Raw genomic sequence first — 21,950 nt, 5'->3', positions numbered from 1 at the left:
TGTCAGGTGAAGGGGTCAGCGGGCGATGGTCTGTGTACGCCAGATCTTCTTCTGCAGCTGCAGGATCCCGTACACCAGCGCCTCGGCGGTCGGCGGGCAGCCCGGGACGTAGACGTCCACCGGCACCACGCGATCACAGCCGCGCACGACAGAATAGGAGTAGTGGTAATAGCCACCGCCGTTGGCGCAGCTACCCATGGAGATGACCCACTTCGGGTCCGGCATCTGGTCGTAGACCTTGCGCAGCGCCGGGGCCATCTTGTTGACCAGGGTACCGGCCACGATCATCACGTCGGACTGACGCGGCGACGGGCGGAACACCACGCCGTAGCGGTCAAGGTCCAGGCGCGCGGCGCCGGCGTGCATCATCTCGACCGCGCAGCAGGCCAGACCGAAGGTCATCGGCCACATCGAGCCGGTGCGCGCCCAGTTCAGCAGTGCGTCGACGCTGGTGGTGACAAAGCCCTTTTCCAGCAGCGGGTTGTCGCCTTCCGGCCGCAGGATGTCGTCAACCCGGCCTTCCGGCGTGGGGTTGTTCATGAGGCCATCGAGAGTCTGAATCACTCCCATTCCAGCGCTCCCTTCTTCCAGACGTAAATGAAACCGAGGAACAGCATGCCGACGAACAGGCCCATGGTGACCAGCGATCGGGCACCGAGCTCCATGAAGACCTGGGTCCACGGCACGATGAAGATGATTTCCAGGTCGAAGACGATGAACTGGATCGCGATCAGGTAGTAGCGCACGTCGAACTTCATGCGCGCGTCTTCGAAGGCTTCGAAGCCGCACTCGTACGGCGACAGCTTTTCCAGATCGGGGCGGCGGGGACCGAGGAATCGGCCTACCAGCATCAGCGTAATGCCGATACCGGTGGCAACGATCAGAAACAGCAGAGAAGGCAAATATTCGGCCAGCACAGCGATTCTCTCTTGCCTCTGCCGCCGCGCCTGCAGGCGCTTTGGCATGGGGGAGTGGACGGGAATGCGCCTGGCGCCTTGCGCGCCAGACCAACCCGCTTTACTTACAAATGGTGCCCAAGAGGGGACTCGAACCCCTACGACTTGCGTCGCTACCACCTCAAGGTAGTGCGTCTACCAATTCCGCCACCTGGGCAAACGATCACATCAGACTATCTTCCCGATGCGCCGCGTATTGTAACCGGCTTCAGTGTTTCTGGGAGCCTTCCGAAGGCTTTTCTTCACCAGAAACCGAAGATTCCGCCTGAGCCGGCACATTCGCGGCCGGAACCGGGGCGACCGGGACCGCATCGGCCTTCGGAACGGCCGGCAGTTCGCCCGCCGGAGCCGCCGGAGCGGTCGCCGCCGGGGCGGACATCAGGCCCAGGTCCTGGTCGGCCGCCGGACGGCTGCCGTGGCCGGCGTACCAGGCCATGAAGAGGCTGATGCCGAAGAACACGACAGCCAGCCACTTGGTCGACTTGGACAGGAAGTTCGAGGCGCCACGCGCACCGAACACCGTCCCCGAGGCGCCGGCACCAAAGCCCGAACCCGCCGCCGCACCCGAGCCACGCTGCATCAGGATCAGCGCGATCATGGCCACAGCGACCAGCACGTAGACGACATTGAGGATCAACATCAGCATTGGAAACCGCCCTCGGACAATACTTCTAGGATTAGTTCGCGGCCGCCGCCCGTGCGATGGCCAGGAAGTCCGCGGCCACCAGGGAGGCGCCGCCGACCAGCCCACCATCGACATCCGGCTGCGCGAACAGTTCCCCGGCATTGTCGGGCTTCACGCTACCGCCGTAAACAATGGGCAGTGAATCAGCAATTCTAGCATCGAAGCGCGCGACTTCGCCACGGATGAACGCGTGTACCTGCTGCGCCTGCTCCTTGCTGGCGGTGCGGCCGGTGCCAATGGCCCAGACCGGCTCGTAGGCGACCACGGCCTGGGCGAAACCGGCCGCGCCGGTCAGCTCCAGCACCGGGGCCAGCTGGCTGGCGATGACCGCCTCGGTCTGCCCGGCTTCGCGCTGCTCCAGGGTTTCGCCCACGCACAGCACCGGCACCAGCCCGGCGTGCAGGGCCGCGGCGAACTTGCGCGCGACCAGCTCACTGCTCTCATGGTGGTACTGGCGGCGCTCGGAATGGCCGACCAGGCCATAGCGGGCACCGACCTCATGCAGCATGGCGGCGCAGACCTCACCGGTATAGGCGCCCTTCTCGTTGCTGCTCACGTCCTGGGCGCCGAATACCAGGCCGGTGTCGCCGAAGTCCTCGACCAGCTCCCCCAGGTACGGCAGCGGTGGCAGGATCACCACGTCCACCCCGTCCAGCGGCAGCCCGGCGGCCACCTGCCCCAGCAGTTCATTGGCGAATTGACGGCTGCCATGCAGCTTCCAGTTTCCGGCGACGATCTTGCGGCGCATGAGCGGGTGGCTCCTGTGTGAAGTCAGCCGAGCATGATACCCGTTACGGCAAAAATCCGTTTCCGTGTAAGCGGTTACATGATTTTTCAGCCAACGGCGCAGCCCCTCATGGCGGGGGAGTTGGTCGCGAAAGGCCAGGTTGAGTGGGTGGGCTTGGCCGGGGTCAGATCCCTTTTCCGCAGGAAAAGGAATCTGACCCCTACCCCCCGCCTCCCCACTGGACATTCCAGAGCCGCTTTGGCTTTGGAGCTGCCGGCCAGCGGCCGGCACTACCTGTAATGAAAAAGCCGCCTTTCGGCGGCCTTTTCATTACTTCAGCTTGATCTCGCGCAGGCGTTCTTCGAGGAAGCCATGGGCGGTGATCGCTTCCGGGTAGCGGCTCGGGTTCTCGGCGGTGATGCACGAGGGCAGCACGTCGATCAGGAAGTCCGGGTTCGGGTGCAGGAAGAACGGCACCGAGTAACGCGGCTGGCGCGCCAGCTCGCCCGGGGGATTGACCACGCGGTGGATGGTCGACGGGTACACATGGTTGGTCAGGCGCTGCAGCATGTCGCCGATGTTGACCACGATGGTGTCCGCGTCCGAGGTGAACGGCACCCACTGACCATCATGCGACTGCACTTCCAGGCCCGCGGCGCTGGCGCCGACCAGCAGAGTGATGAAGTTGATGTCGCCATGGGCACCGGCACGCACGTTCGGGATGTCGTCGGTGGTGATCGGCGGATAGTGGATCGGGCGCAGGATCGAGTTGCCGAAGTTGGTCTTGTCGGCAAAGAAGTTTTCCGGCAGGCCGATATGCAGGGCCAGCGCCGACAGTACGCGCGAGCCCAGGTTGTCCAGCGCCTGGTACAGGCCATAGCCGCGCTCACGGAAACCCTCGACCTCGGTCGGCCACAGGTTCGGTGCCATCACGTCGCGGTACTTGGAATCGTCGGCGATCTCACGACCGATGTGCCAGAACTCCTTCAGGTCGAAGTGCTTGGAGCCCTTGGCGGTTTCCACGCCGAACGGGGTGTAGCCGCGGGCACCACCGCTGCCGGCCACGTGGTACTTGCGCTTGACCTCTTCCGGCAACGCGAAGAAGGCCTTGAAGACGTCGTAGGCCGCGTCGATGTCGGCCTGGGGAATGCCGTGGTTGCGGATGCCCGCGAATCCCCATTGGCGGTAGGCCGCGCCCAGCTCGGCCACGAAGGCCTCGCGGTCGCTGTCGAAACGGGTGATGTCGAGGGTGGGGATCTGGCTCACAGCGGTTCCTGGCTTGTCGTTGGTCTGGGCGGGCCGCGCATTCACGGTCCACCTGAACATTGTGACAGATCGCCCGGAGTACGCCACCCGATACGAAGAAACAAACCGATACAATGCGCCACCCGCGCGCGGATTAACGATTCCGTCACAACCGGGGCTCTCCTTTCATCCCGCGCCCCTGCCCCGATCGTCCATGCACACTGCCGCCCCTTCTACCGATGCTCCGCTGCTGCCCAGTGCCGCCCGCCGCTGGCATCGCCTGGCCTGGTGGTCGCTGTTCGTAGCGGGCAATGCGGTGCTCGCCGCAGCGATCGCGCTGGGCAACGTGCCCCTGCGCGACAACCCCGGCGGCGCTGCCGGCCTGGCCTACCTGGCCATCGCCCTGCCCGGCCACCTGCTGGCCTTCGGTGCCCTGGCCGGCCTGCTGCCCCTGCTGCTCGGCCTGTGGCCACGCAGCGCGCGCATCCTGAGTGTCAGCGCCGTGGTGCTGCAGGGCCTGTGGCTTTGCCTGCTGCTGGTCGACGCCAAGGTGTTCACCCTGTACCGCTTCCACCTCAATGCCATGGTGGTGAACATGGTGTTCGGTGGCGCTCTGCAGGACCAGGTGGCTCTGTCGTGGAAGACCTGGCTGCAGGTCGGCATGCTGGTCGCCGCAATTTTCAGCGCCGAGGGCCTGCTGGCCTGGGCCTGCTGGAAACTGCTGCCTGCCGCTCCGCGCCGGCGCCGCGTGCTGCAGGCGTGGGCGATGGTTGCGCTGCTGATGGGCGGCGGCCAGGTCGCCACCGCCTATTACGATGCCCGCGGCGACCGCGACGTGATCGCGCAGTGGAACTACCTGCCGTGGGCACAGCCGATCACCGCCAAGAGTTTCATGCGCCGTCTGGGCGTGGTCAGTGAGCAGCAGGCCGGCCTGCCCGACCCGCGCCATGCACAGCTGCAGTACCCGCTGCATCCGCTGCGCTGCCAGAGCACGCAGCGCCCGAACGTGTTGATGGTGGTGCTCGAGTCCCTGCGCCAGGATGCACTCACCGCACAGGTGATGCCCAATACCACGGCATTGGCGCAGGACGCGCGCGTCTACGACCACCATTTCAGTACCGGCAATGCCACCCGCTACGGCCTGTTCGGGCTGCTCTACGGTCTGCCCGGCGGCTATTGGCCCAGCATGCTTGACGAGCAGCGCGGCTCGCAGCTGTTCCGGGTGCTGGGCCAGCAGGGCTATGACCTGCATCTGTATGGCAGTGCGCCGCTGTACAGCCCTGAGTTCGACCGCACCGCATTCGCCGATGTGCGCGACCAGCTGCACCAGGGCCCGTCGCAACTGAAATCCGATGGCCGCGATCGCGCGATTGTCAGCGCGTTGCAGCAGGACATCCGGGCCAGCCAGGCGGCACAGCGCCCTTGGTTCGGCTTCGTGTTCCTCGACTCCACGCACGCGCCGTACCACATGCCGGCGGACTATCGCCCCCTGGCCACGCCGATGGCCGGCGACATCGACTTCCTGGCATTCGGCCCTGACCACGACCCGACCCCGGAACTCAACCGCTACCGCACCGCCGTGCACTACGCCGACAGCCTGATCGGCACGCTGCTGGACGACCTGCGCGCGCAGGGGCTGGAGCAGAACACGATCGTGCTGGTCACCGGCGACCACGCCGAGGAGTTCAACGATCTGCAGCTGAACTACTGGGGCCACAACGGCAACTTCTCCGACTTCCAGCTGCAGGTGCCGTTCGTACTGCATTGGCCCGGGCAGGACGCCGGCAGACAGGCCCGCATCAGCTCGCACGAAGACTGGGTTCCCACGTTGATGCGCCACGCACTGGGCTGCGAGAACCCGCTGGCCGACTACAGCACCGGCCAGGACCTGCTGGCCGAGCCGCAGGGCCCGCGCGCACTGGTGGTCGAAAGCTGGTCGCAACGCGCGGTCCGCTACGGCGATGCCATCTACGTGTTCGACAAGTTCGGCAATGCCACCGCACTGGACCGGCACTACCGCCCGCTGCCACAGCAGAGCCCCGATGCCACCGCGGTGCGCGCTGCATGGGAAGCGTTGACCCGCTTCCGTAACCGCTGACCCCCAAGGATCGATTCCACATGAACCGTCCGCTGCGCATCCTGCACACTGAAGCCGCCAAGGGAATGGGCGGGCAGGAGATCTATATTTTCCGCCACATGCAGGTGATGCGCGCGCGTGGCCACGAGGTGTCGCTGTTGTGCCAGCCCGATGCCCGTCTGGCCACGCTGGCACGCGATGATGGCTTCACCGTGCACACCCTGCGCATGGGCGGCCTGGGGCGCCTGCTGCGGGGCATCTGGTCGGTGTCGCGGCTGGTGCGGCGCGAGCGCTATGACGTGGTCAATACCACCAGCCGCCGCGATGCGCTGATTGCCGCTGCCGGCGCACGGCTGGGAGGCACGCCGCTGGTGGTGCGCTCGCGCCACCTGATGAGCCCGGTCAATTCGCTGCTCACCTATACCGGCCTGCCGCACCGGGTGCTGACCGTGAGCAGCTTCGTCAAGCAGCTGCTGGCCGACCGCGGCATTCCCACCGAACGCATCGGCATCGTGCCGCCGATCGCGGTACCGCCGCGCTGGAGCGATATCCGCAAGGATGATCCCTGGCAATGCCTGCAGGACGTGCGCGCCGAAGTGCGTGCCGAGCTCGGCTTCGGTGCGCAGGACATCGTGGTGGGCTGCGTGGCGGTGCTGCGTGAGCCCAAGGGCCATGTCGATCTGCTGCAGGCGATGGTCCCGCTGTGCCGGACCCACCCCAACCTGCATCTGGTGGTGATCGGCGATGGCCAGACCGTGATGGAACGGCTGCAGGCGCTGCGCGAGGAACACGGGCTGCAGCAGCAGGTACACCTGCTGGGCTACCGCGACGGGGCCTGCCGGTTGATGGCCGGCTTCGACATCTTCGCCCTGGCCTCGCACAAGGAGGCCGCCGGAACCGTGTTCCTGGAAGCGGCCTATGTCGGCGTGCCGATCGTGGCGACGCGGGTCGGTGGCGTTCCGGAAATGGTGGTCGATGGCAGCAATGCGATCCTCACCCGGCTGGGTGACGGCGCCGCCCTCACCGGTGCGTTGCGCCTGCTGGTGGATGATCCGGAACGGCGCCGGCAGATGGGCCGCGCTGGCTGGGAATGGATGCGCAGCGCCCACCGCTTCACCCCCGCCGGCCACGGCGAGACCACCGAGTACTATTACCACCAGTGGCTGAAGGAGCTGGGACATGGCTGATGCGCGAACCGTACCGGTGCTGATGCACCATCACGTCAGCCCCTCGCCGGGCATGATCACCGTGTCACCGGAGAACTTCGAGAGCCAGATCGCGTGGCTGGCCCGCAATGGCTGGACGTCGCTGACCCTGGACCAGTACGCCGGTTTTCTTGCGGGCCGGCCGGTGCCGCGCAGGTCGATCGTGATCACCTTCGACGATGGTTATCTGGACAACTGGGTGTATGCGCATCCGATCCTGCAGAAGTACGGCATGCACGCGGTGGTGTTCGTGGTCACCGGCTGGATGGGCGAAGGCCCCGAGCGCCCGCACGCCGGCATCGCCGGCGCGGCACTGCCGGCCACGCCGGACCATCGCAGCTGCGAAGCGGCCATCTATGAGCACAAGCGCAGCGATGAGGTGATGATGCGGTGGAGCGAGGCGCGCGCGGCGATCGCCGCCGGCACCTTCGAAGTGCATTGCCACACCCACACCCATACCCGTTGGCTGCGCCGCGACGACCTGGACCGCGCGCAGCGCCGCGCGGGCCTCAGCCACGACCTGGCGATCTCGCGTGAGGTGCTGCGCGACAAGCTCGGCGAGGTATCGGACACGCTGTGCTGGCCCTATGGTGATTTCGACCAGGACCACATCGAGGTCGCGCGCGAGCACGGCTTCCGCTACCTGCACACCACCCATCCGTTTGGACGCAACGTGGTCGGCGGTGATCCGGAGCGGATCTACCGCTTTGCGATCCGCAACCGGCCGGCCAGCTGGTTGCGCAAGCGCATCGCGCAGAGCTACAACCCGCTGCTCGCACCGCTGTTCAATGGCTTCAAGGCGCGCCAGAAGAAGATGGTGCCGGGGCCGTAGCAAGGGCCTCAGAAGAAGCGCCCGTACACGACCTGCACGATCTCGCCGTTGCCGGTGTTGATCAGCAGCGCGTCCGGCCCATAGCGCACCCATTCAAGTCCCACCGGCGGCACGTCCAGGCCAAACAGCCAGAAGTCGTTGAGGATGTAGTCGCCCACCCAGTACGGGCGCGGCAGGATCTGGCCATAGTGCCAGCGCTGATAGGCGTAGCCGACCGGCGGATGGTAGGGACCGATGCGGAAGGCGTGGTCGGCGCGGAAGTTGTGCCGGTAGTCCTCGCGGTACGCCGGCCGTGCAGTGCCCAGTTCACGCGGGCGCTCCATCCGCGGGTAGCCCCACGGTGCACGCATCGGCTCTTCGCGCGGAGCGGACATCTGCGGTCCGCCTTCAGGGCGGCGTTGCGCGCTGGCAACAGAAATGCCACCCAGCAACGGCAGCACCAGCAGCGCACCTGCCAGCAGGCAGCGGCTGTAGCGCAGTGAGGTGTTCATGGTCGTGGTCCTTGCAACGAAGGAAGAACAATGGAGCGTGATCGGCTCCGACCGGGTCCTCTTCTGCGCAGGCATCGGGCAGAAGCAGGAATCCTGATGCCCGGAATACGCCGCGCTTCGTTCACGCCACGTCAGAAAGCGCATACGCCGCGCTGAACGCGATTTCCGGTCGCGGTGGGTTCAGCCAACGGCACCGGAAAGCGACATGGCCGCTGTCGCGGCCATGTCGGGGTTACCTCTGCGCTGTGCCGACCGGATCGGCCGGCTCAGCCGGCAGCGTCGCGCACGGCGGCCGACAAGCGATCCAGCGTGTCCTGCATCAGCGCTGCATCGTCGGCCTCGACCGTGACCCGCACCACCGGCTCGGTGCCGGACGGGCGCAGGAACGCACGGCCGCGACCGGCCACCGCCTGCTGCGCGTCGGCCAGTGCCGACTGCACGCGTTCGGCCTGCACGGTGGCCTTGGCCGATACATTGCCCAGGCGGACGTTGACCGTCTTCTGTGGCACCCGCAGCAGCCCCTTCAGGGCCTGCCGCAGGGTCTGCCCGCTGTTGCGCAGCGCCACCAGCACCTGCAGGGCACTGATGATGCCGTCGCCGGTGGTGGCCCGGTCCAGGCACAGCAGGTGGCCGGAGGCTTCGCCGCCGAGCACGCCACCGCCTTCCACCAGCGCCTGGTGCACATAGCGGTCACCGACGTTGCTGCGCAGGAAGGGAATCTGCAGGTCGGCGAAGGCCTTTTCCACGCCGTAGTTGCTCATCAGCGTGCCCACCACCGGTCCATGCAGGCGCCCTTCGGCTTTCCACGCACGCGCCAGGATGTACAGCAGATCATCGCCATCGACCGGGTTGCCCTGGTCGTCGGCCATCAACACCCGATCGCCATCGCCGTCGAAGGCGATGCCAAGATCGGCGCGGGTCTCGCGCACCTTGGCCGCCAGGTTGTCGATGTGGGTGGATCCCACACCTGCATTGATGTTGACGCCGTTGGGCTCGGCACCGATGCCGATCACTTCGGCGCCCAGTTCGCGGAACAGCAGCGGCGCGATCTGGTAGGTGGCGCCATGCGCACAGTCGAGCACCAGGCGCACGCCGCGCAGGTCGAACGTGCGCGGCACACTGGCCTTGCAGAACTCGATGTAGCGGCCCACCGCCTCACGGGCGCGCGAGGCCTTGCCCAGCTTCTCCGATTCGGCGGTGGTGAAGGCGATGTCCAGCGCCGCCTCCAGCGCCAGCTCGGTGGCATCGTCCAGCTTTTCGCCCTGGGCGGAGAAGAACTTGATGCCGTTGTCGTAGTGCGGGTTGTGCGAGGCGCTGATGACGATGCCGGCATCCACCCCCAGCGTGCGGGTCAGGAACGCCACGGCCGGGGTCGGCATCGGGCCCAGCAGCTGCACATCAACGCCGGCAGCGACCAGCCCGGCTTCCAGCGCTGCTTCGAACATGTAACCGGAGATGCGGGTGTCCTTGCCGATGATCACGATCGGCCGGCGCCCGTCCTGGCCGCGCTGGGCGACCAGGACGCGGCCGAGCGCATTGCCCAGGCGCAGCACGAAGTCGGCCGAGATCACGCCCTGCCCGACCCGCCCACGGATGCCATCAGTACCGAAGTACTTGCGGCCTCCCATCAAACCACCTCCGGCGCCGGCTGACGGCCGAGCATGGCCAGCAGATCGGACAGCCGGTCGCGCAGTTCACGACGGTCGCAGATCTGGTCGATGGCACCGTGCTCGAGCAGGAACTCCGAGCGCTGGAACCCTTCCGGCAGCTTCTCGCGCACCGTCTGCTCGATCACGCGCGGGCCGGCGAAACCGATCAGCGCCTGCGGCTCGGCGATGTTGATGTCGCCCAGCATCGCGAACGAGGCCGACACGCCGCCGGTGGTCGGGTGGGTCAGCACCGAGATGTACGGCAGCCCGGCTTCACGCAGCTTGCCCAGCGCAGCCGAGGTCTTGGCCATCTGCATCAGCGAGAACAGGCCTTCCTGCATGCGCGCACCACCGCTCTGCGAGAAGCACACGTAGGGCGCGCCGATCTCGACAGCGGTTTCCGCGGCCAGCGCGAAGCGCTCACCGACCACCGACCCCATCGAGCCGCCCATGAAGGCGAAATCGAACGACGACGCCACCAGCGCACGGCCCTTGAGCAGGCCGCGCATGGCGATCAGTGCGTCGTACTCGCCAGTGTTCTTCTGCGCGATCTTGATGCGCTCGCTGTACTTCTTCTGGTCCTTGAACTTGAGCAGGTCGGTCGGCCCCAGGCGCGCACCGATCTCGGTGGTGCTGTCGACGTCGAACAACGCCGCCAGCCGCGCACGCGCGCGGATCGCCATGTGGTGGCCGCACTTCGGGCACACCTCCAGGTTCTCTTCCAGTTCCGGCCGGTACAGCGCACTGCCGCAGTTGCTGCACTTTTCCCACAGGCCCTCGGGGACGCTGCGCTTCTTGCTGGGGGTGTTGTCGGTGCGGATGCCGGACGGCATCAACTTGCTGAGCCAACTCATGCGGGAGGACACTTCCGTTCAGGGCGGCCCGGGGGCCGCAAAGGCGGACAGTCTAGCTCCGCTTCCCCCGCCCGTGCACCCCTTGCCGGGCTTCGGGCTGGCGGGAAAAACCATGCTGGGACGTACGTTTAGCGCGGCAACGCCGTGCGGGGCACACATGTGCCGGTCAGCGGCCGGCACTGCCCTCAGTCGTCAAGGGCCTGCCGCAACGGGCTGAGGAAGGCCCGGGCACGCCGGGCGGCCTCGTCGGCCGAGTCGGCGTCGGCCAATGCGGCCACCAGCGCACTGCCGACCACCACACCGTCGGCCTGCCGCGCCATCGCCGCGGCACTGGCGGCATCCTTGATCCCGAAGCCAGCCACCACCGGCACCGAAGCGCGCTGGCGCAGGGCCTGCAGGCGTGCACCGGCCGCATCGCTGTCCAACCGCTCCGATGCGCCGGTCACACCGGCAAAGCTCACGTAATAGAGGTAACCACGGGCCAGCGCCAGCAGCTTGTCGGCGCGCGCTTCGCTGGTGGTCGGCGAGGCCAGCAGCACCAGCGCCAGGCCGGCGGTATCGAACGCCTGCTGCGCTTCGCCGGCTTCTTCCGGCGGCAGGTCGACCAGCAGCACGCCGTCCACGCCCGCCGCCACCGCGGCCTGGGCGAACGCGGCATAGCCATGGATCTCCACCGGGTTCAGGTAGCCCATCAGCACCACCGGGGTCTGTGCGTCGCGCTCACGGAACTGCGCCACCGCCTGCAGCACGTAACGACTACCGGCACCGCGTGCCAGCGCGCGTTCGGAGCTGCGCTGGATGGTCGGGCCGTCGGCCATCGGGTCGGAGAACGGCACCCCCAGTTCGATCACATCGGCACCGGCCTCGACCAGTGCATGCATGACCGGCACGGTCGCTTCCAGCGAGGGATCACCGGCGGTGACAAAGGGAATCAGCGCCTTGCGGCCAGCGGCACGCAGGCGGGCGAAACAGGCATCGATACGCTCAACGGACATGTCAGGTACATCCTTCAATCAGGTCAACGGCGCCGCTGGCGCCCCAGTACATTCTCGATACAACGCCATCGACGATCTCCACGCGGATCGCCAGGTCCGAACCGGGGTCCTGCCAGAGCAGGCTCTCTCCGGCTTCCGGGTCGTCGCCATAGGGCTGGGCGGTCACACCGGACGGCAGCAGCTGCAGTGCCTGCGCGCGGGGCATGTCCAGGCGCAGGCCGAACGGACCTGGCTGCACCACCACCTGCCCGGAATCATCGATCGGGGCCAGGTCGAAACGAACCACGTCGCCGTCCTGCACCATCATCGCCACGCCTTCCGGCAGCGTGCCGCGCTCGTAGTATTCGCAGCGCCCCTGCGTGGCCTCGTGCAGCCCGGCCGAATGCCAGGTGCCCTCCGCTTCAACTTCGCTGAACCGCTGGCCGATCAGCACCTCACCGGCATGGTCCAGGGCCACCGAGACCACCGCCGGTGCGCTGTCCTCATCGGCCTGCGGGGGGACCACCGGCGCAGGGGCGTCATCGATCGGGCGATGCGCCATGTCGTCGTTGCTGGCCGGGCGCTGCGCCGGCGCAATCGCCGCCGGTGCGGCCGGCGCAGGTGCCAGCACCGGCGGATCGGGCGGCGTGCATCCCCCCAACCCCACCGCCAGCACCAGCGCGCCGCCGTGGCGCAGCATCGAATTCACAGCACCAGGCCTTCGCGCGCGGCGATGGTGTGCACGTCCTTGTCGCCACGGCCGGACAGGTTGCACAGCACGATCTGGTCGCGCGGGCGCTCACGCGCCAGCTTGATCGCCTGCGCCAGCGCATGGCTGGATTCCAGCGCCGGCAGGATGCCTTCGGTGTGCGCCAGCAGGTGGAAGGCCTGCAATGCTTCCTCATCGGTGATGCCGAGGTAGCGCGCACGGCCGGTATCGGCCAGGAAAGCGTGTTCGGGGCCGACGCCGGGGTAATCCAGGCCCGCCGAGACCGAGTGGGTCTCGATGATCTGGCCATCGTCATCGCACAGCACGTAGGTGCGGTTGCCGTGCAGCACGCCGGGGCGGCCGGCGGCGATCGACGCGGCGTGGCGACCGGTGTGGATGCCATCGCCGGCCGCCTCGGCGCCCACGATCTCGACCTGGCGATCGTTGAGGAAGGCATGGAACAGCCCGATCGCGTTGCTGCCGCCGCCGACGCAGGCGGTGATCGCATCGGGCAGACGGCCATACTCGGCCAGCATCTGCTCGCGCGCTTCGCGGCCGACGATGGCGTTGAAGTCACGCACCATGCGCGGGTACGGGTCCGGGCCGGCCACGGTGCCGATGATGTAGAAGGTGTCCTGCACGTTGGTCACCCAGTCGCGCATCGCTTCGTTGAGCGCGTCCTTGAGGGTGGCCGAGCCGGAGGTGACCGGCACCACCGTCGCGCCGAGCAGCTTCATGCGGTAGACGTTGATCTTCTGCCGCTCGATATCGGTGGCACCCATGTACACCACGCACTCCAGGCCAAGCCGTGCGGCCACCGTGGCACTGGCCACGCCGTGCTGGCCGGCGCCGGTCTCGGCGATGATGCGTTTCTTGCCCATCCGCGCCGCCAGCAGCGCCTGGCCGATGGTGTTGTTGATCTTGTGCGCGCCGGTATGGTTCAGGTCTTCGCGCTTGAGCAGGATCTGCGCGCCGCCGACATGGTCGCTCAGGCGCTGGGCGTGGTAGATCGGGCTCGGCCGGCCCACGTAGTGGGCCAGGTCGCGGTCGTAGGCCTGCTGGAAGGCAGGGTCCTGGCGGGCCTGGTCATAGGCCTGGGCCAGTTCCTGCAGCGGGCCGACCAGGGTTTCGGCGACAAAGCTGCCACCGTAGCGGCCGAAGTGACCCTGGGCATCCGGGAAGGCATGGAAGTCGGCAATGGGGGAAGCTGACATGGAAGCGACCGCTGGTTCGAGACAGGTGGATACTCTAGCGCACGGGTCGTGACCGGAAAATGGATATTATCTGGCGCATCCCGTCAGGAAATCTCACATGAGCAGCTCATCGCTTCCGCCGCTCAACGCGCTGCGGGCGTTCGAGGCCACCGCGCGCCTGGGCGGTGTCGGCCGTGCCGCGCAGGACCTTCACGTCACCCACGGTGCGGTCAGCCGGCAGCTGAAGCTGCTGGAGGACCACCTGGGCCTGGCGTTGTTCCAGCGTGCCGGCCGTGGCCTGCGCCTGACAGCCGCCGGCACCCAACTGCACGCCGCGTGCGGTGAGGCGTTCGGTCGCATCGAAGACTGTGTGCGTGAACTGCGGCGGCCTGCGGCGTCACCAGCGCTGGTGCTGGGCTGCAGTGGCAGTGTGCTGGCACGCTGGATGATCCCGCGCCTGCCTGCACTGCAGGCGGCCCTGCCCGGCGTGCGCCTGCAATGGTCGGCGCTGGACGGCAGCTTCACCGAGGCGCAGGCGGCGCTGGACGCGGTGCTGCTGCTGGCACAGGGGCCGTGGCCGCGCGGTTGGCAGGTGCATGAGCTGGCACCGGAACGGGTGGGCGTGGTGGTCGCGCCCTCCCATCCGGCCGCGCAGCGCCTGCGCAGCGGGCCCCCCTCGGTGCTGCTGCAGGAGACGCTGCTGCACACCCGCTCACGGCCGCAGGCGTGGCCGGCATGGGCGAAGGCGCATGATCTGGATGCGTCGAAGCTGCAGCTGGGCACCGCCTTCGATCACCTCTACTACCTGTTGGAAGCAGCGGTAGCCGGGCTGGGCCCGGCCATTGCGCCCGAGCCACTGGTGGCCCAGGACCTGGCCGCGGGCCGGCTGGTGGCCCCTTGGGGCTTCACTGCTACCGGTGGCTTCTGGGTGCTGGCCCGGCCCGATGGCCCATTGGATGCGCGGGTCGATGCCCTGGCCGATTGGTTGGTGGGGCAGCTGTAGCGTCGAGTCTGCTCAACGCTACGGCGCGGTGGGTGCGGCCAGGCGTTGCTGCAGATCTTCGCGCAGGCGCGACAGCTCGACTTCGGCCTGCTGGCGCTGCTGCATGCCTTCGCGATGGATGCTGCGCACTTCCTCGACCGTGGCAATCAGCTGGTCGTGCACATGACGCAGCGTGGCAACGTCGATCACCCCACGCTGGTTGCTGCGCGCGGTATCCACCGATGCCTGGCGCAGCAGGTCGGCATTGCGGCGCATCAGCTCATTGGTGGCATCGTCGATGGCCGTGGACAGTTCAACCGCCGCCTTCTGCTCTCCCAGCGAAAGCTGGATCGCGAACTGGCGCTTCCACGACGGAATGGTGATGTCGCGGACGGCATTGAACTTCTCGATCAGCTGCAGCGCGTTGGCCTGGATCAACCGGATCATCGGCAGCGACTGATCGGCAGCATGCTGCATCAGCTGCAGGTCGGACACGCGCTTGTCGATCAGCCGGATCGCATTGTCGATCTCGCCCTGGCGGATGCGCTGCTGCGGATCCTCACTGCCCTGCCCAGCCAGTTGCTCGGCCTGCAGTTCCGCCAGCCGCTGCTTGCCCGCCGCCGCATACAGGCCGAGCGCATGGCGCTCTTCGCGGACGATGTCATGCATGCGGTCGAACTCGCCCACGCGCTTGGCCATCAACGTCTGCTGCACGCCGACATCGCCCAGCAACTGCTCGATCTGCGCGTTGGTATCGCTGAACTTCTGTACCAGCTCGCCCTTGGATACGCGTAGGCGATCGATCAGGCCACCGATCACCGGCACTTTCGACCTCTGCGCGAAGCCGTCCAGCTTCAGGCTGCGCGCGATGCGCACCACTTCGCCCAGTTTCTCGCCACTGGCGTCCAGGTCGCGGTTGCGCACCTGGTCCAGCAACTGGCTGGAGAACGCCGCCGTGCGCGTGGCGGCTTCACGCCCGAACACCTGCAGGTTGCCCGGTCGCAGATCGTCCAGCTCCATGCGGATCTCGGCGATGCGAGGCAGATCCTCGCGGCCCAGGCCCAGGGCCTGCAGTGCGCCCTCATCGAGCGGAGCGGCGGTCGTCGTGCCGGGCATGAGCGCAGCGGGGGTCTGGCTGTCCTGGGTCATCGGGCAGTCTCCTTGCAGTTGGGTATGCGGCAACGGCGGCCGGCTCACGGCAGTCTAGCCTGAGCCGCCGCCACCTCGTCATCAATCTGGGCGTGCAGTGTGCTGGCCCTCGCGGCCAGGGCGGCACCGGCACCGGCCTGCTTCGCCAGAGCGGCCTGTCGCCAGGCCGGCAGCAGAACATCGTGGATGCGCGCGAAGCGCTGCAGCAGCACCGCGTCCTGGTCCTGCAGCAGCTGCCACTGAGCGGCCTCGACACGATGCAGCGCAGCCAGCCGGCGCAGGTGATCCAGCCGCTGCGACAGCGCGGCCTGGCCGGCCGCATCACATCGCTCCAGCCGTGATACGCCCAGCTCGACCCAGGCGTCCAATGCCGTGGCCGCCTCTGCACGCTCGGTGATGGCCAAGGCTCGGGCCTGCTGATGCTGTTGCAGGTGCTGGGCCTGCTCGCGCGCCTGCAGGGCCAGTACGCCCAATTGCGACTGCAGCGCACGCCCTTCCGCCTCACGGTCGACATCGCGCCCAAGCAGGCGCCCCCACCAGCTCTCCTGGCGCCGGATCTGCGCAGGGTTGCCGGCCTGGAGTGCCAGGGCAATGCGTGCCAACGCGGCCACCAGGCCTTCGCCTGCAACCGAGGGCACGCCAGCGGCGCGCTGGGTGAGCGCCTGCAGCAGTGGCGTACCGTAGTCAGCCAGCACGGCGATATCGGCCGTGTCCGGCAACACCGGTGACGGCAGTGTCGCCGGTGCGGTCACGGCAGAGGCGGCGGCTGTGGGCTCGATGCCGCGCTGCCTTCAGCGTCTTCCGGTGGCAGCGACTCGCCGTAGAAGTGGCGCATCAAGGCCTCGTCCAGTGCGCGTTCTTCCGGCGTCGTGGCACGGCGAACGCGTGCACGCTGCGGCACCCCACTACCGTGCCCACGATGCTCGACCTGCTGCCGCGCCCAGCCGGCGAACGCGGCCAAGGTCTGCGACACCTGTACCTGCTGCGCCTGCGATGCCGCCAACAGTTCGACCAACGGTGCCAGGCCGGCCTGCAGGTCTTCGGCCAGGACCGTGGCCGGCACGCCCGGAGCCGCCGCGATCGACGCCGACGTGGCAGAGGGCTGACGTGTTTCAGAAATGCGCTGCAAGGCCTCCAGCAACGCCTGCCACGGCACCGGTGCCGCAACGGCGATGGCTTCCTGCGCCGGCGGTGGCTGTTGCAGGGCCGTGGCGATGTCGGCCAACTGCGCAACCACTCGCCCACCGACGTCGCTGTCGTCGGCGCCCATGGCCTTGTTGCGCAGGAAATCGCGCTTGATCTGTGCCCAGCGCTGGGCCTGCGCATCATCCAGCACGCCGCGCAGTTCGGCCAGCTTCAGCAGGTTCTCCTCGGCGCCGGTGGTCAGCAGCTGCGCCTCGCCCAGGTAATGGTCGGAGATCAGCTGCTGCAGCTCTTCTTCGTTCATCACCGGCGAGATCTTCTCGGCCAGCTTGTTCATGTTGCGGTAGCTGCCCTGCAGGCGGAACGGCGGTTCGGTGCGGTAGCGATCGTCCTGTGCGGCACTGGCGATGTACTGCTGGTTGACCCGGTAGACCACGTCGCGCACGCGCAGCATGCGCTGCAGGGTGGCGGTGATCTCGTTGATCTCCGCACTGCTGTAGGCGTGACTGAGGCCGTTGGTCGAGACCTCCTTGCCCATCGCGCGATCAACCAGCACGTACAGGTCGGCCATGTCACGGGTGGCCAGCGGCGCCAGCACCGGATTGGAGGTCAGGCTGTTCTCGATATAGCTGAGGGTGAACGCCGCTTCCATGCCGCCCAGCACATCACCGAGGTTGTAGATGTCGGCACGGTTGGCCAGCATGTCCGGAATCTTGAACACCTCACCCGACTCGGTATACGGGTTACCGGCCATGACCACGCAGAACTTCTTGCCGCGCATGTCGTAGGTGCGGGTGCGGCCACGCCACACGCCCTCGATACGGCGGGTACCGTCGCACAGCGAAATGAATTTCTGCAGGAACTCGGGATGGGTGTGCTGGATGTCGTCGACATACAGCATGGTGTTGTTGCCCATCTCCAGCGCCAGGTTGAGCTTCTCCAGTTCCTGCCGCGAGGTCGCATCGGGCGCTTGCTGTGGATCGAGCGAGCGCACTTCATGGCCCAGCGCCGGCCCGTTGATCTTCATGAAAACCAGGCCCAGGCGATGCGCCACGTATTCCATCAACGTGGTCTTGCCGTAGCCTGGCGGCGAAATCATCATCAGCAGGCCCATCAGGTCGCTGCGCTTGTTCTCGCCGACCGTGCCCATCTGCTTGGCCAGGTTGTCGCCGATCACCCCCAGGTAGACGTCATTGATGAGCTTGTTGCGCACGAACGAGGACAGCGGACGCGCCTTGAACTCGGACAGGCGCAGGGCCTGCCGCTCGCGGCTGATGATGCCCTGGCGCACGCTCTGGTAGGCATGGAAGGAGGGCACAAAGCGCTGCAGATGATGCTGCAGCCGCGACTGGAAATCGTCCAGCGTCAGCACCAGCGTGCCGCCCTGGATGCGCGGGTGCTCGCCCAGCAGCCCCTTCACCTCGGCGCGCAGCGTGGCCTCGCTGGCACGCGTGCGCAGCTGCCGCTGCACCAGCAGCAGCGCGGCGGCTTCGTCGACGTAACCAGCGTGCGCAGCCTGGGCCGGCAGGCTGGCCAACGCACGCAGCCACTGCCCGGCCAGGGCCCAGCGCGTGGCCAGCGGATCCTGGTTGCGCTGCAGCGCGCGTTCGAAAGCATCGCGCTGACCGGCCTGCTCCAACCGTGAGGACAAGGCATCCAACAGCGCCTGCGCATGTCGGCTGATGCTGAAGACCGGGTCACCATCGCGCAGTTCATCGGCCAGATAGGCGGCCGCATCGGCGGCCATGTCGGCATCGAACGGAAGGGCCTGCGCCTGCGCATAGTCGTGCAGGGCCTTGGCCATTTCGACGCGCAGCGCCTGACGGCCCTCGTCGGATCCGAACAGACGGGCAATGGTGTCAGCGCCGGCCTGGCGGCTGGGCCACTGCGCGACAGCATCGTCGCGTTGCAGCGCGGCCCAGAACACCTGGGCCAGGGCGCGTACCCGTGGCGCATGCCGCAGCGGACCGGCGGCCTGCTGCAACGGCAACAGCGCACGCAGTATCAGCGCGGCGTCGTGGTCGTGGATGCCACGCTCGTAGCCCTCGCGGTAACGCGGCGCGGCAAACGCACGCACGCGCTGGTCCAGGGCCTCCGGTTCGGCGGCGTCGTGCAGCAGTTGGGGCAGGTCCAGCCCGTCGCGCCCCGCTTCTGCCGTGCGCAGCAGGCAGCCGGCCAGGTACTCGCCGCGGTAGATGGCTTCGGATTCCGAATCCAACGTGACCGGCCAGAACGGCTTCAGCGCGTCCAGTTCCGGGTCGTGCAGGGTTTCCAGGAAATCGGTGCCGGTCAGATGGATGGCCAGCGTATCGCCGCGCGGCAGCAGGGTCAGATCCAGTGCCTGTGTATTGACGCTGAAACGATGCCGCGGCCCCAGCCGCACCACATTGCCACCGGCTTCGTACAGATCGCTGCGGTCGCGCAGCTGGCGCACCGCCTGGTCGCGCACGCCCTTCAGGCGCGCCTCGATGTCGTCGGCCTTGACGTTGTCATGCAAGGTGCGCAGGCGTTCGGCCAGCTCACGCAGCTTGAGGATCAACGGATCGCCGGCGAAGAACGCGTTGAGCTCGTCAGGGCTGGCAAAGCGTTCGGTGCGCTTGGCCAGGCCGTCAAGGATGCGATTGGCCGCATCGAGCACTGAACGCGCCTTGCGCTGGCGATCGTCCAGCAAGGCCTGCTTGTGCGTATCAAATGCCTCGACCAGTTCCTCGCGCTTGCTCAGGATGTCGCCGAGGAACTGTTCATGCTCGCCGAACTGGCTCTCCAGCTCTTCCAACTGCACCAGCAGGCGCGACAACTGTTCGTCGGCGCGCTCCGGGTCGGTGGCCAGGGCCAGCGCACTGGTGATCGATTGCGAAAACAGTGCGAACTGTGCGGCGAACTGCGCTACGGCCTCGGCCGAGCCCAGCGATCGGCGGCGCTGATCAGCGCGTGTGCGGGCCTGGTTGAGGCGGCCATAGAGCACCGAGATCGACTCGACCACACGGGTTCGGGCAGTGGCATCGTCCACCTTCAGCCCGGCCATCAGCTCGGACAGCATGTCCAGGTCGGCGGCCATGCCACGCAGCCCTTCCAGCTGCTCGTCCAGCTGGCGGGCACTCTGCGCCTGCTGGGCGGCTTCATCCAGCGCCTGCAGCCGCAGGGTGAGCGGCGCCAGTGCGGCCTCGCCCGCGAGGAATTCACCGGTGGCGGCGCCAACACGGTCCTGCGCCTGTACCAGCTCGGCGGTCATCGCCTCGATGCGCGCGGTGTCGATGTAGCGCAGCTCGCGGATGGTCAGCAGCCGCCCACGCAAGGCAGCGATCGCATTGAGCGCCTCGACGAAGGCCTGCACTTCATCACAGTTCTGCGGCTGCAGCCGGCCAAGCAGCGCCTTGTGCGCGGCCTCGGCCTCGACCATCGCCTGCGCCGACTGCTGGCGGATCGACTGCACCTTCTCGTATTCGTCCAGCACCGATTCGCCGGTGGCGCTGATCTGTCGCAGCAGCACCTCGGCGCCATCGCAGGCCTCGTCGCCCAGCCAGTGGTGGGCGTCGAACAGCCTGCGGGTGTCGGCGACCAGGCGCTGGTAGCGCTGTACCGACACGTCCTGGCCTTCAATCTCACGTGCCAGGTTGAACAGGTTGGAGATGCCGCGCACCAGTTCGGCGTTGCCGATGCGGCCCATGAAGGTGTTGCCGGGCGGCCGGCTGGCGGCAAACTCGTCACTGCTGAACGGGGTCTGCCAGACCTGCATCGGATGGATGCGGGTCGGTTCGCTGCCCTCGGCATGGAACAGCACCATGCGCCCGTCCTGCATCAAGGCGTAGCCATGGCCGAACACCGGGTTCTGCAGCACGCGCTGGATGGTGTTGTAGACGAACAGTGCCGAGCGCCCGCCTTCGCGCTCGTAGAAGATGTACAGCACGTCCTCGCCGTTCGGCGAGCGGATGCTGCGCTTGAACTGCATGCCGGCCATCGAGGCGTCGAACGCCTTGTGCTCGCCGCCCTGCAGGTAATAGCCACCCGGGAAGATCACGCCGTGGTCTTCGGGCAGCTGCACGCAGGCCTGCACGATCGCATCGTTGCGCACGATGCCGCCGGTCAGCGTGTTGTAGATCAGGCCGCGCCACTCCGTCTCGCGATACGGCAGCACCTTCAGCAGCACCAGCGAACCGACCCGGGCGAACTCGAACTGGGCGTCGTCCAGCGACTGGGTGCTGTCCTCGACTGGTTCGCTGTAGATGCCCTGCCCGGTTTCGGTGTTGTTCTCGACCTTGATGGTCAGGTCGCCACCGGTGGTTTCCACGAACAGGGTGTCGAGGATGTTCAGGTGCGAATGGCGGCCATTGACCGCCAGGTCGCGGGTCGCCCTGGTCCATTCGAAGTCGAACGGCGGCGGCAAAGCGATATCGCGCTCACCGCGCGCATCCAGATAGGTCAGTTCGCCATCGCGCGACAGCGCCCAGCGGAACACGCGCACGTCACTGCTGCGCTCGCCGATCTGGAACGAGGCCAGCAGCTTGTCGCCCACCACGATCAGCTGCAACAGGCGTGCATGCTTGTAGTAGGCATACAGCTCATTGAAATCGTGCACGAAGCCCGGCTGGTCGAGGAAGCTGCCCTTCAGCTCCAGCGCGGCGACATCGTAGCCGTCGTCGCCCTGCACCAGCCGGTACAGGCCGAACACATCCTCGATGCGGGTCTGGGTCTTCAGCCCGATGAACACGTTGTAGCCGAACAGCAGGCGGTCCGGGCCCACCTGCACGATGTCACGGCCGACGCAGTTGTTCTCGCTGCGGATGCGGAAACGCCCGACCACTTCCAGCCGGCTGTCGCCGAACTCGGTCAGGCGCTGGCGGTTGAGCGTTTCGGCCAGGCCCTGCAGGCGCTGGCCCTGCTCGGCCAGGCGGCGGCGCAGGACTTCGTAGGCACCGCCCTGGGCAACGGCCTGGTCGACGCTGGTGGCGCCGGCCTCCGCTGCGGTGGATTCGGCGGTCGGTTGGGTTTGAGACATCAGCAGGCTTCCGGCTCACGGGCGGACGGTCGCGGGTGCGGCCGGCGCGGGCGGGCGGTGGTCACAGCGGCCACCGCCCGATG

The 21,950-nt window shown here is 67.3% G+C and carries 18 protein-coding genes and 1 tRNA gene; 4 read left to right on the top strand and 15 right to left on the bottom strand.

The genetic code is table 11. The features are described from left to right. Positions 1-15: 15 nt before the first annotated feature. From LZ605_RS22015 to LZ605_RS21990, 6 genes are all read right to left on the bottom strand, one after another. On the bottom strand, positions 16-570 hold the full coding sequence (locus tag LZ605_RS22015; RefSeq protein ID WP_005410463.1) for a NuoB/complex I 20 kDa subunit family protein: 555 nt from the start codon (positions 568-570) through the stop codon (positions 16-18). Then, positions 561-917 (bottom strand): NADH-quinone oxidoreductase subunit A, encoded by a 357-nt coding sequence (locus LZ605_RS22010; RefSeq protein ID WP_005414075.1) that lies wholly within the window; start codon positions 915-917, stop codon positions 561-563. The genes LZ605_RS22015 and LZ605_RS22010 overlap by 10 nt, the downstream gene beginning before the upstream one ends. Positions 918-1,028: 111 nt before the next feature. Beyond that, positions 1,029-1,113 (bottom strand) — tRNA-Leu (locus LZ605_RS22005). A gap of 51 nt (positions 1,114-1,164) precedes the next feature. Further along, positions 1,165-1,602, bottom strand: coding sequence for a preprotein translocase subunit SecG (gene secG, locus LZ605_RS22000; RefSeq protein WP_249843338.1), 438 nt, complete (start codon positions 1,600-1,602; stop codon positions 1,165-1,167). A gap of 31 nt (positions 1,603-1,633) precedes the next feature. Further along, positions 1,634-2,389 carry a triose-phosphate isomerase gene (tpiA, locus tag LZ605_RS21995; RefSeq protein ID WP_249843337.1) on the bottom strand — a complete coding sequence of 252 codons (756 nt, stop codon included), beginning with the start codon at positions 2,387-2,389 and terminating at the stop codon, positions 1,634-1,636. A gap of 309 nt (positions 2,390-2,698) precedes the next feature. After that, positions 2,699-3,634, bottom strand: a complete 936-nt coding sequence (locus LZ605_RS21990) for an isopenicillin N synthase family dioxygenase (protein WP_107231069.1) — start codon at positions 3,632-3,634, stop codon at positions 2,699-2,701. Positions 3,635-3,827: 193 nt separating this feature from the next. Here LZ605_RS21990 and LZ605_RS21985 point away from each other — a divergent pair, with 193 nt between their 5' ends. The 3 genes from LZ605_RS21985 to LZ605_RS21975 are packed head-to-tail and all read left to right on the top strand — an operon-like array spanning position 3,828 to position 7,727. Further along, positions 3,828-5,711, top strand: a complete 1,884-nt coding sequence (locus LZ605_RS21985) for a DUF3413 domain-containing protein (protein WP_249843336.1) — start codon at positions 3,828-3,830, stop codon at positions 5,709-5,711. Positions 5,712-5,731: 20 nt separating this feature from the next. Next, entirely contained in the window at positions 5,732-6,877 is a 1,146-nt protein-coding gene (locus tag LZ605_RS21980; protein ID WP_249843335.1) for a glycosyltransferase family 4 protein, read from the top strand. Further along, complete coding sequence (locus tag LZ605_RS21975) at positions 6,870-7,727, top strand: polysaccharide deacetylase family protein (RefSeq protein WP_249843334.1); 858 nt, start codon at positions 6,870-6,872, stop codon at positions 7,725-7,727. The genes LZ605_RS21980 and LZ605_RS21975 overlap by 8 nt, the downstream gene beginning before the upstream one ends. A gap of 8 nt (positions 7,728-7,735) precedes the next feature. On the opposite strand, the gene LZ605_RS21970 is transcribed toward LZ605_RS21975, so the two are convergent. From LZ605_RS21970 to trpB, 6 genes are all read right to left on the bottom strand, one after another. Then, complete coding sequence (locus LZ605_RS21970) at positions 7,736-8,218, bottom strand: RcnB family protein (RefSeq protein ID WP_249843333.1); 483 nt, start codon at positions 8,216-8,218, stop codon at positions 7,736-7,738. 266 nt (positions 8,219-8,484) lie between these two features. Beyond that, the gene (gene glmM, locus LZ605_RS21965) at positions 8,485-9,846 is read right to left on the bottom strand and encodes a phosphoglucosamine mutase (protein WP_249843332.1); all 1,362 of its coding nucleotides are present in this window, start codon (positions 9,844-9,846) and stop codon (positions 8,485-8,487) included. After that, positions 9,846-10,721 (bottom strand): acetyl-CoA carboxylase, carboxyltransferase subunit beta, encoded by an 876-nt coding sequence (gene accD, locus LZ605_RS21960; RefSeq protein WP_249843331.1) that lies wholly within the window; start codon positions 10,719-10,721, stop codon positions 9,846-9,848. The genes glmM and accD overlap by 1 nt, the downstream gene beginning before the upstream one ends. A 185-nt stretch (positions 10,722-10,906) precedes the next feature. Further along, entirely contained in the window at positions 10,907-11,716 is an 810-nt protein-coding gene (gene trpA, locus LZ605_RS21955) for a tryptophan synthase subunit alpha (RefSeq protein ID WP_249843330.1), read from the bottom strand. A gap of 1 nt (position 11,717) precedes the next feature. Beyond that, the gene (locus LZ605_RS21950) at positions 11,718-12,404 is read right to left on the bottom strand and encodes a hypothetical protein (RefSeq protein WP_249843329.1); all 687 of its coding nucleotides are present in this window, start codon (positions 12,402-12,404) and stop codon (positions 11,718-11,720) included. Then, a complete protein-coding gene (trpB, locus tag LZ605_RS21945; RefSeq protein WP_107231077.1) occupies positions 12,401-13,618 on the bottom strand; it encodes a tryptophan synthase subunit beta in 1,218 nt (405 codons plus the stop codon). Before trpB ends, LZ605_RS21950 begins: the two co-directional genes overlap by 4 nt. 97 nt (positions 13,619-13,715) lie before the next feature. Here trpB and LZ605_RS21940 point away from each other — a divergent pair, with 97 nt between their 5' ends. Next, positions 13,716-14,600 carry a LysR family transcriptional regulator gene (locus LZ605_RS21940; RefSeq protein ID WP_249843328.1) on the top strand — a complete coding sequence of 295 codons (885 nt, stop codon included), beginning with the start codon at positions 13,716-13,718 and terminating at the stop codon, positions 14,598-14,600. Positions 14,601-14,618: 18 nt separating this feature from the next. Here the strand turns inward: LZ605_RS21940 and LZ605_RS21935 are convergent, their stop codons facing one another. From LZ605_RS21935 to LZ605_RS21925, 3 genes are read right to left on the bottom strand one after another with little or no spacing between them, the layout of a single operon-like run. Continuing rightward, a complete protein-coding gene (locus tag LZ605_RS21935) occupies positions 14,619-15,728 on the bottom strand; it encodes a toxic anion resistance protein (RefSeq protein WP_249843327.1) in 1,110 nt (369 codons plus the stop codon). A 44-nt stretch (positions 15,729-15,772) separates the two neighbouring features. Then, positions 15,773-16,480: a hypothetical protein gene (locus LZ605_RS21930; protein ID WP_249843326.1), complete on the bottom strand. Its 708-nt coding sequence runs from the start codon at positions 16,478-16,480 to the stop codon at positions 15,773-15,775. Next, positions 16,477-21,867 carry a DNA repair ATPase gene (locus LZ605_RS21925; RefSeq protein ID WP_249843325.1) on the bottom strand — a complete coding sequence of 1,797 codons (5,391 nt, stop codon included), beginning with the start codon at positions 21,865-21,867 and terminating at the stop codon, positions 16,477-16,479. The genes LZ605_RS21930 and LZ605_RS21925 overlap by 4 nt, the downstream gene beginning before the upstream one ends. Positions 21,868-21,950 lie beyond the last annotated feature (83 nt).

Origin of the sequence: Stenotrophomonas maltophilia, assembly GCF_023518235.1 — a bacterium.
Taxonomy (GTDB): Bacteria; Pseudomonadota; Gammaproteobacteria; order Xanthomonadales; family Xanthomonadaceae; genus Stenotrophomonas.
This window is presented reverse-complemented; position numbering and strand designations above follow the sequence as displayed.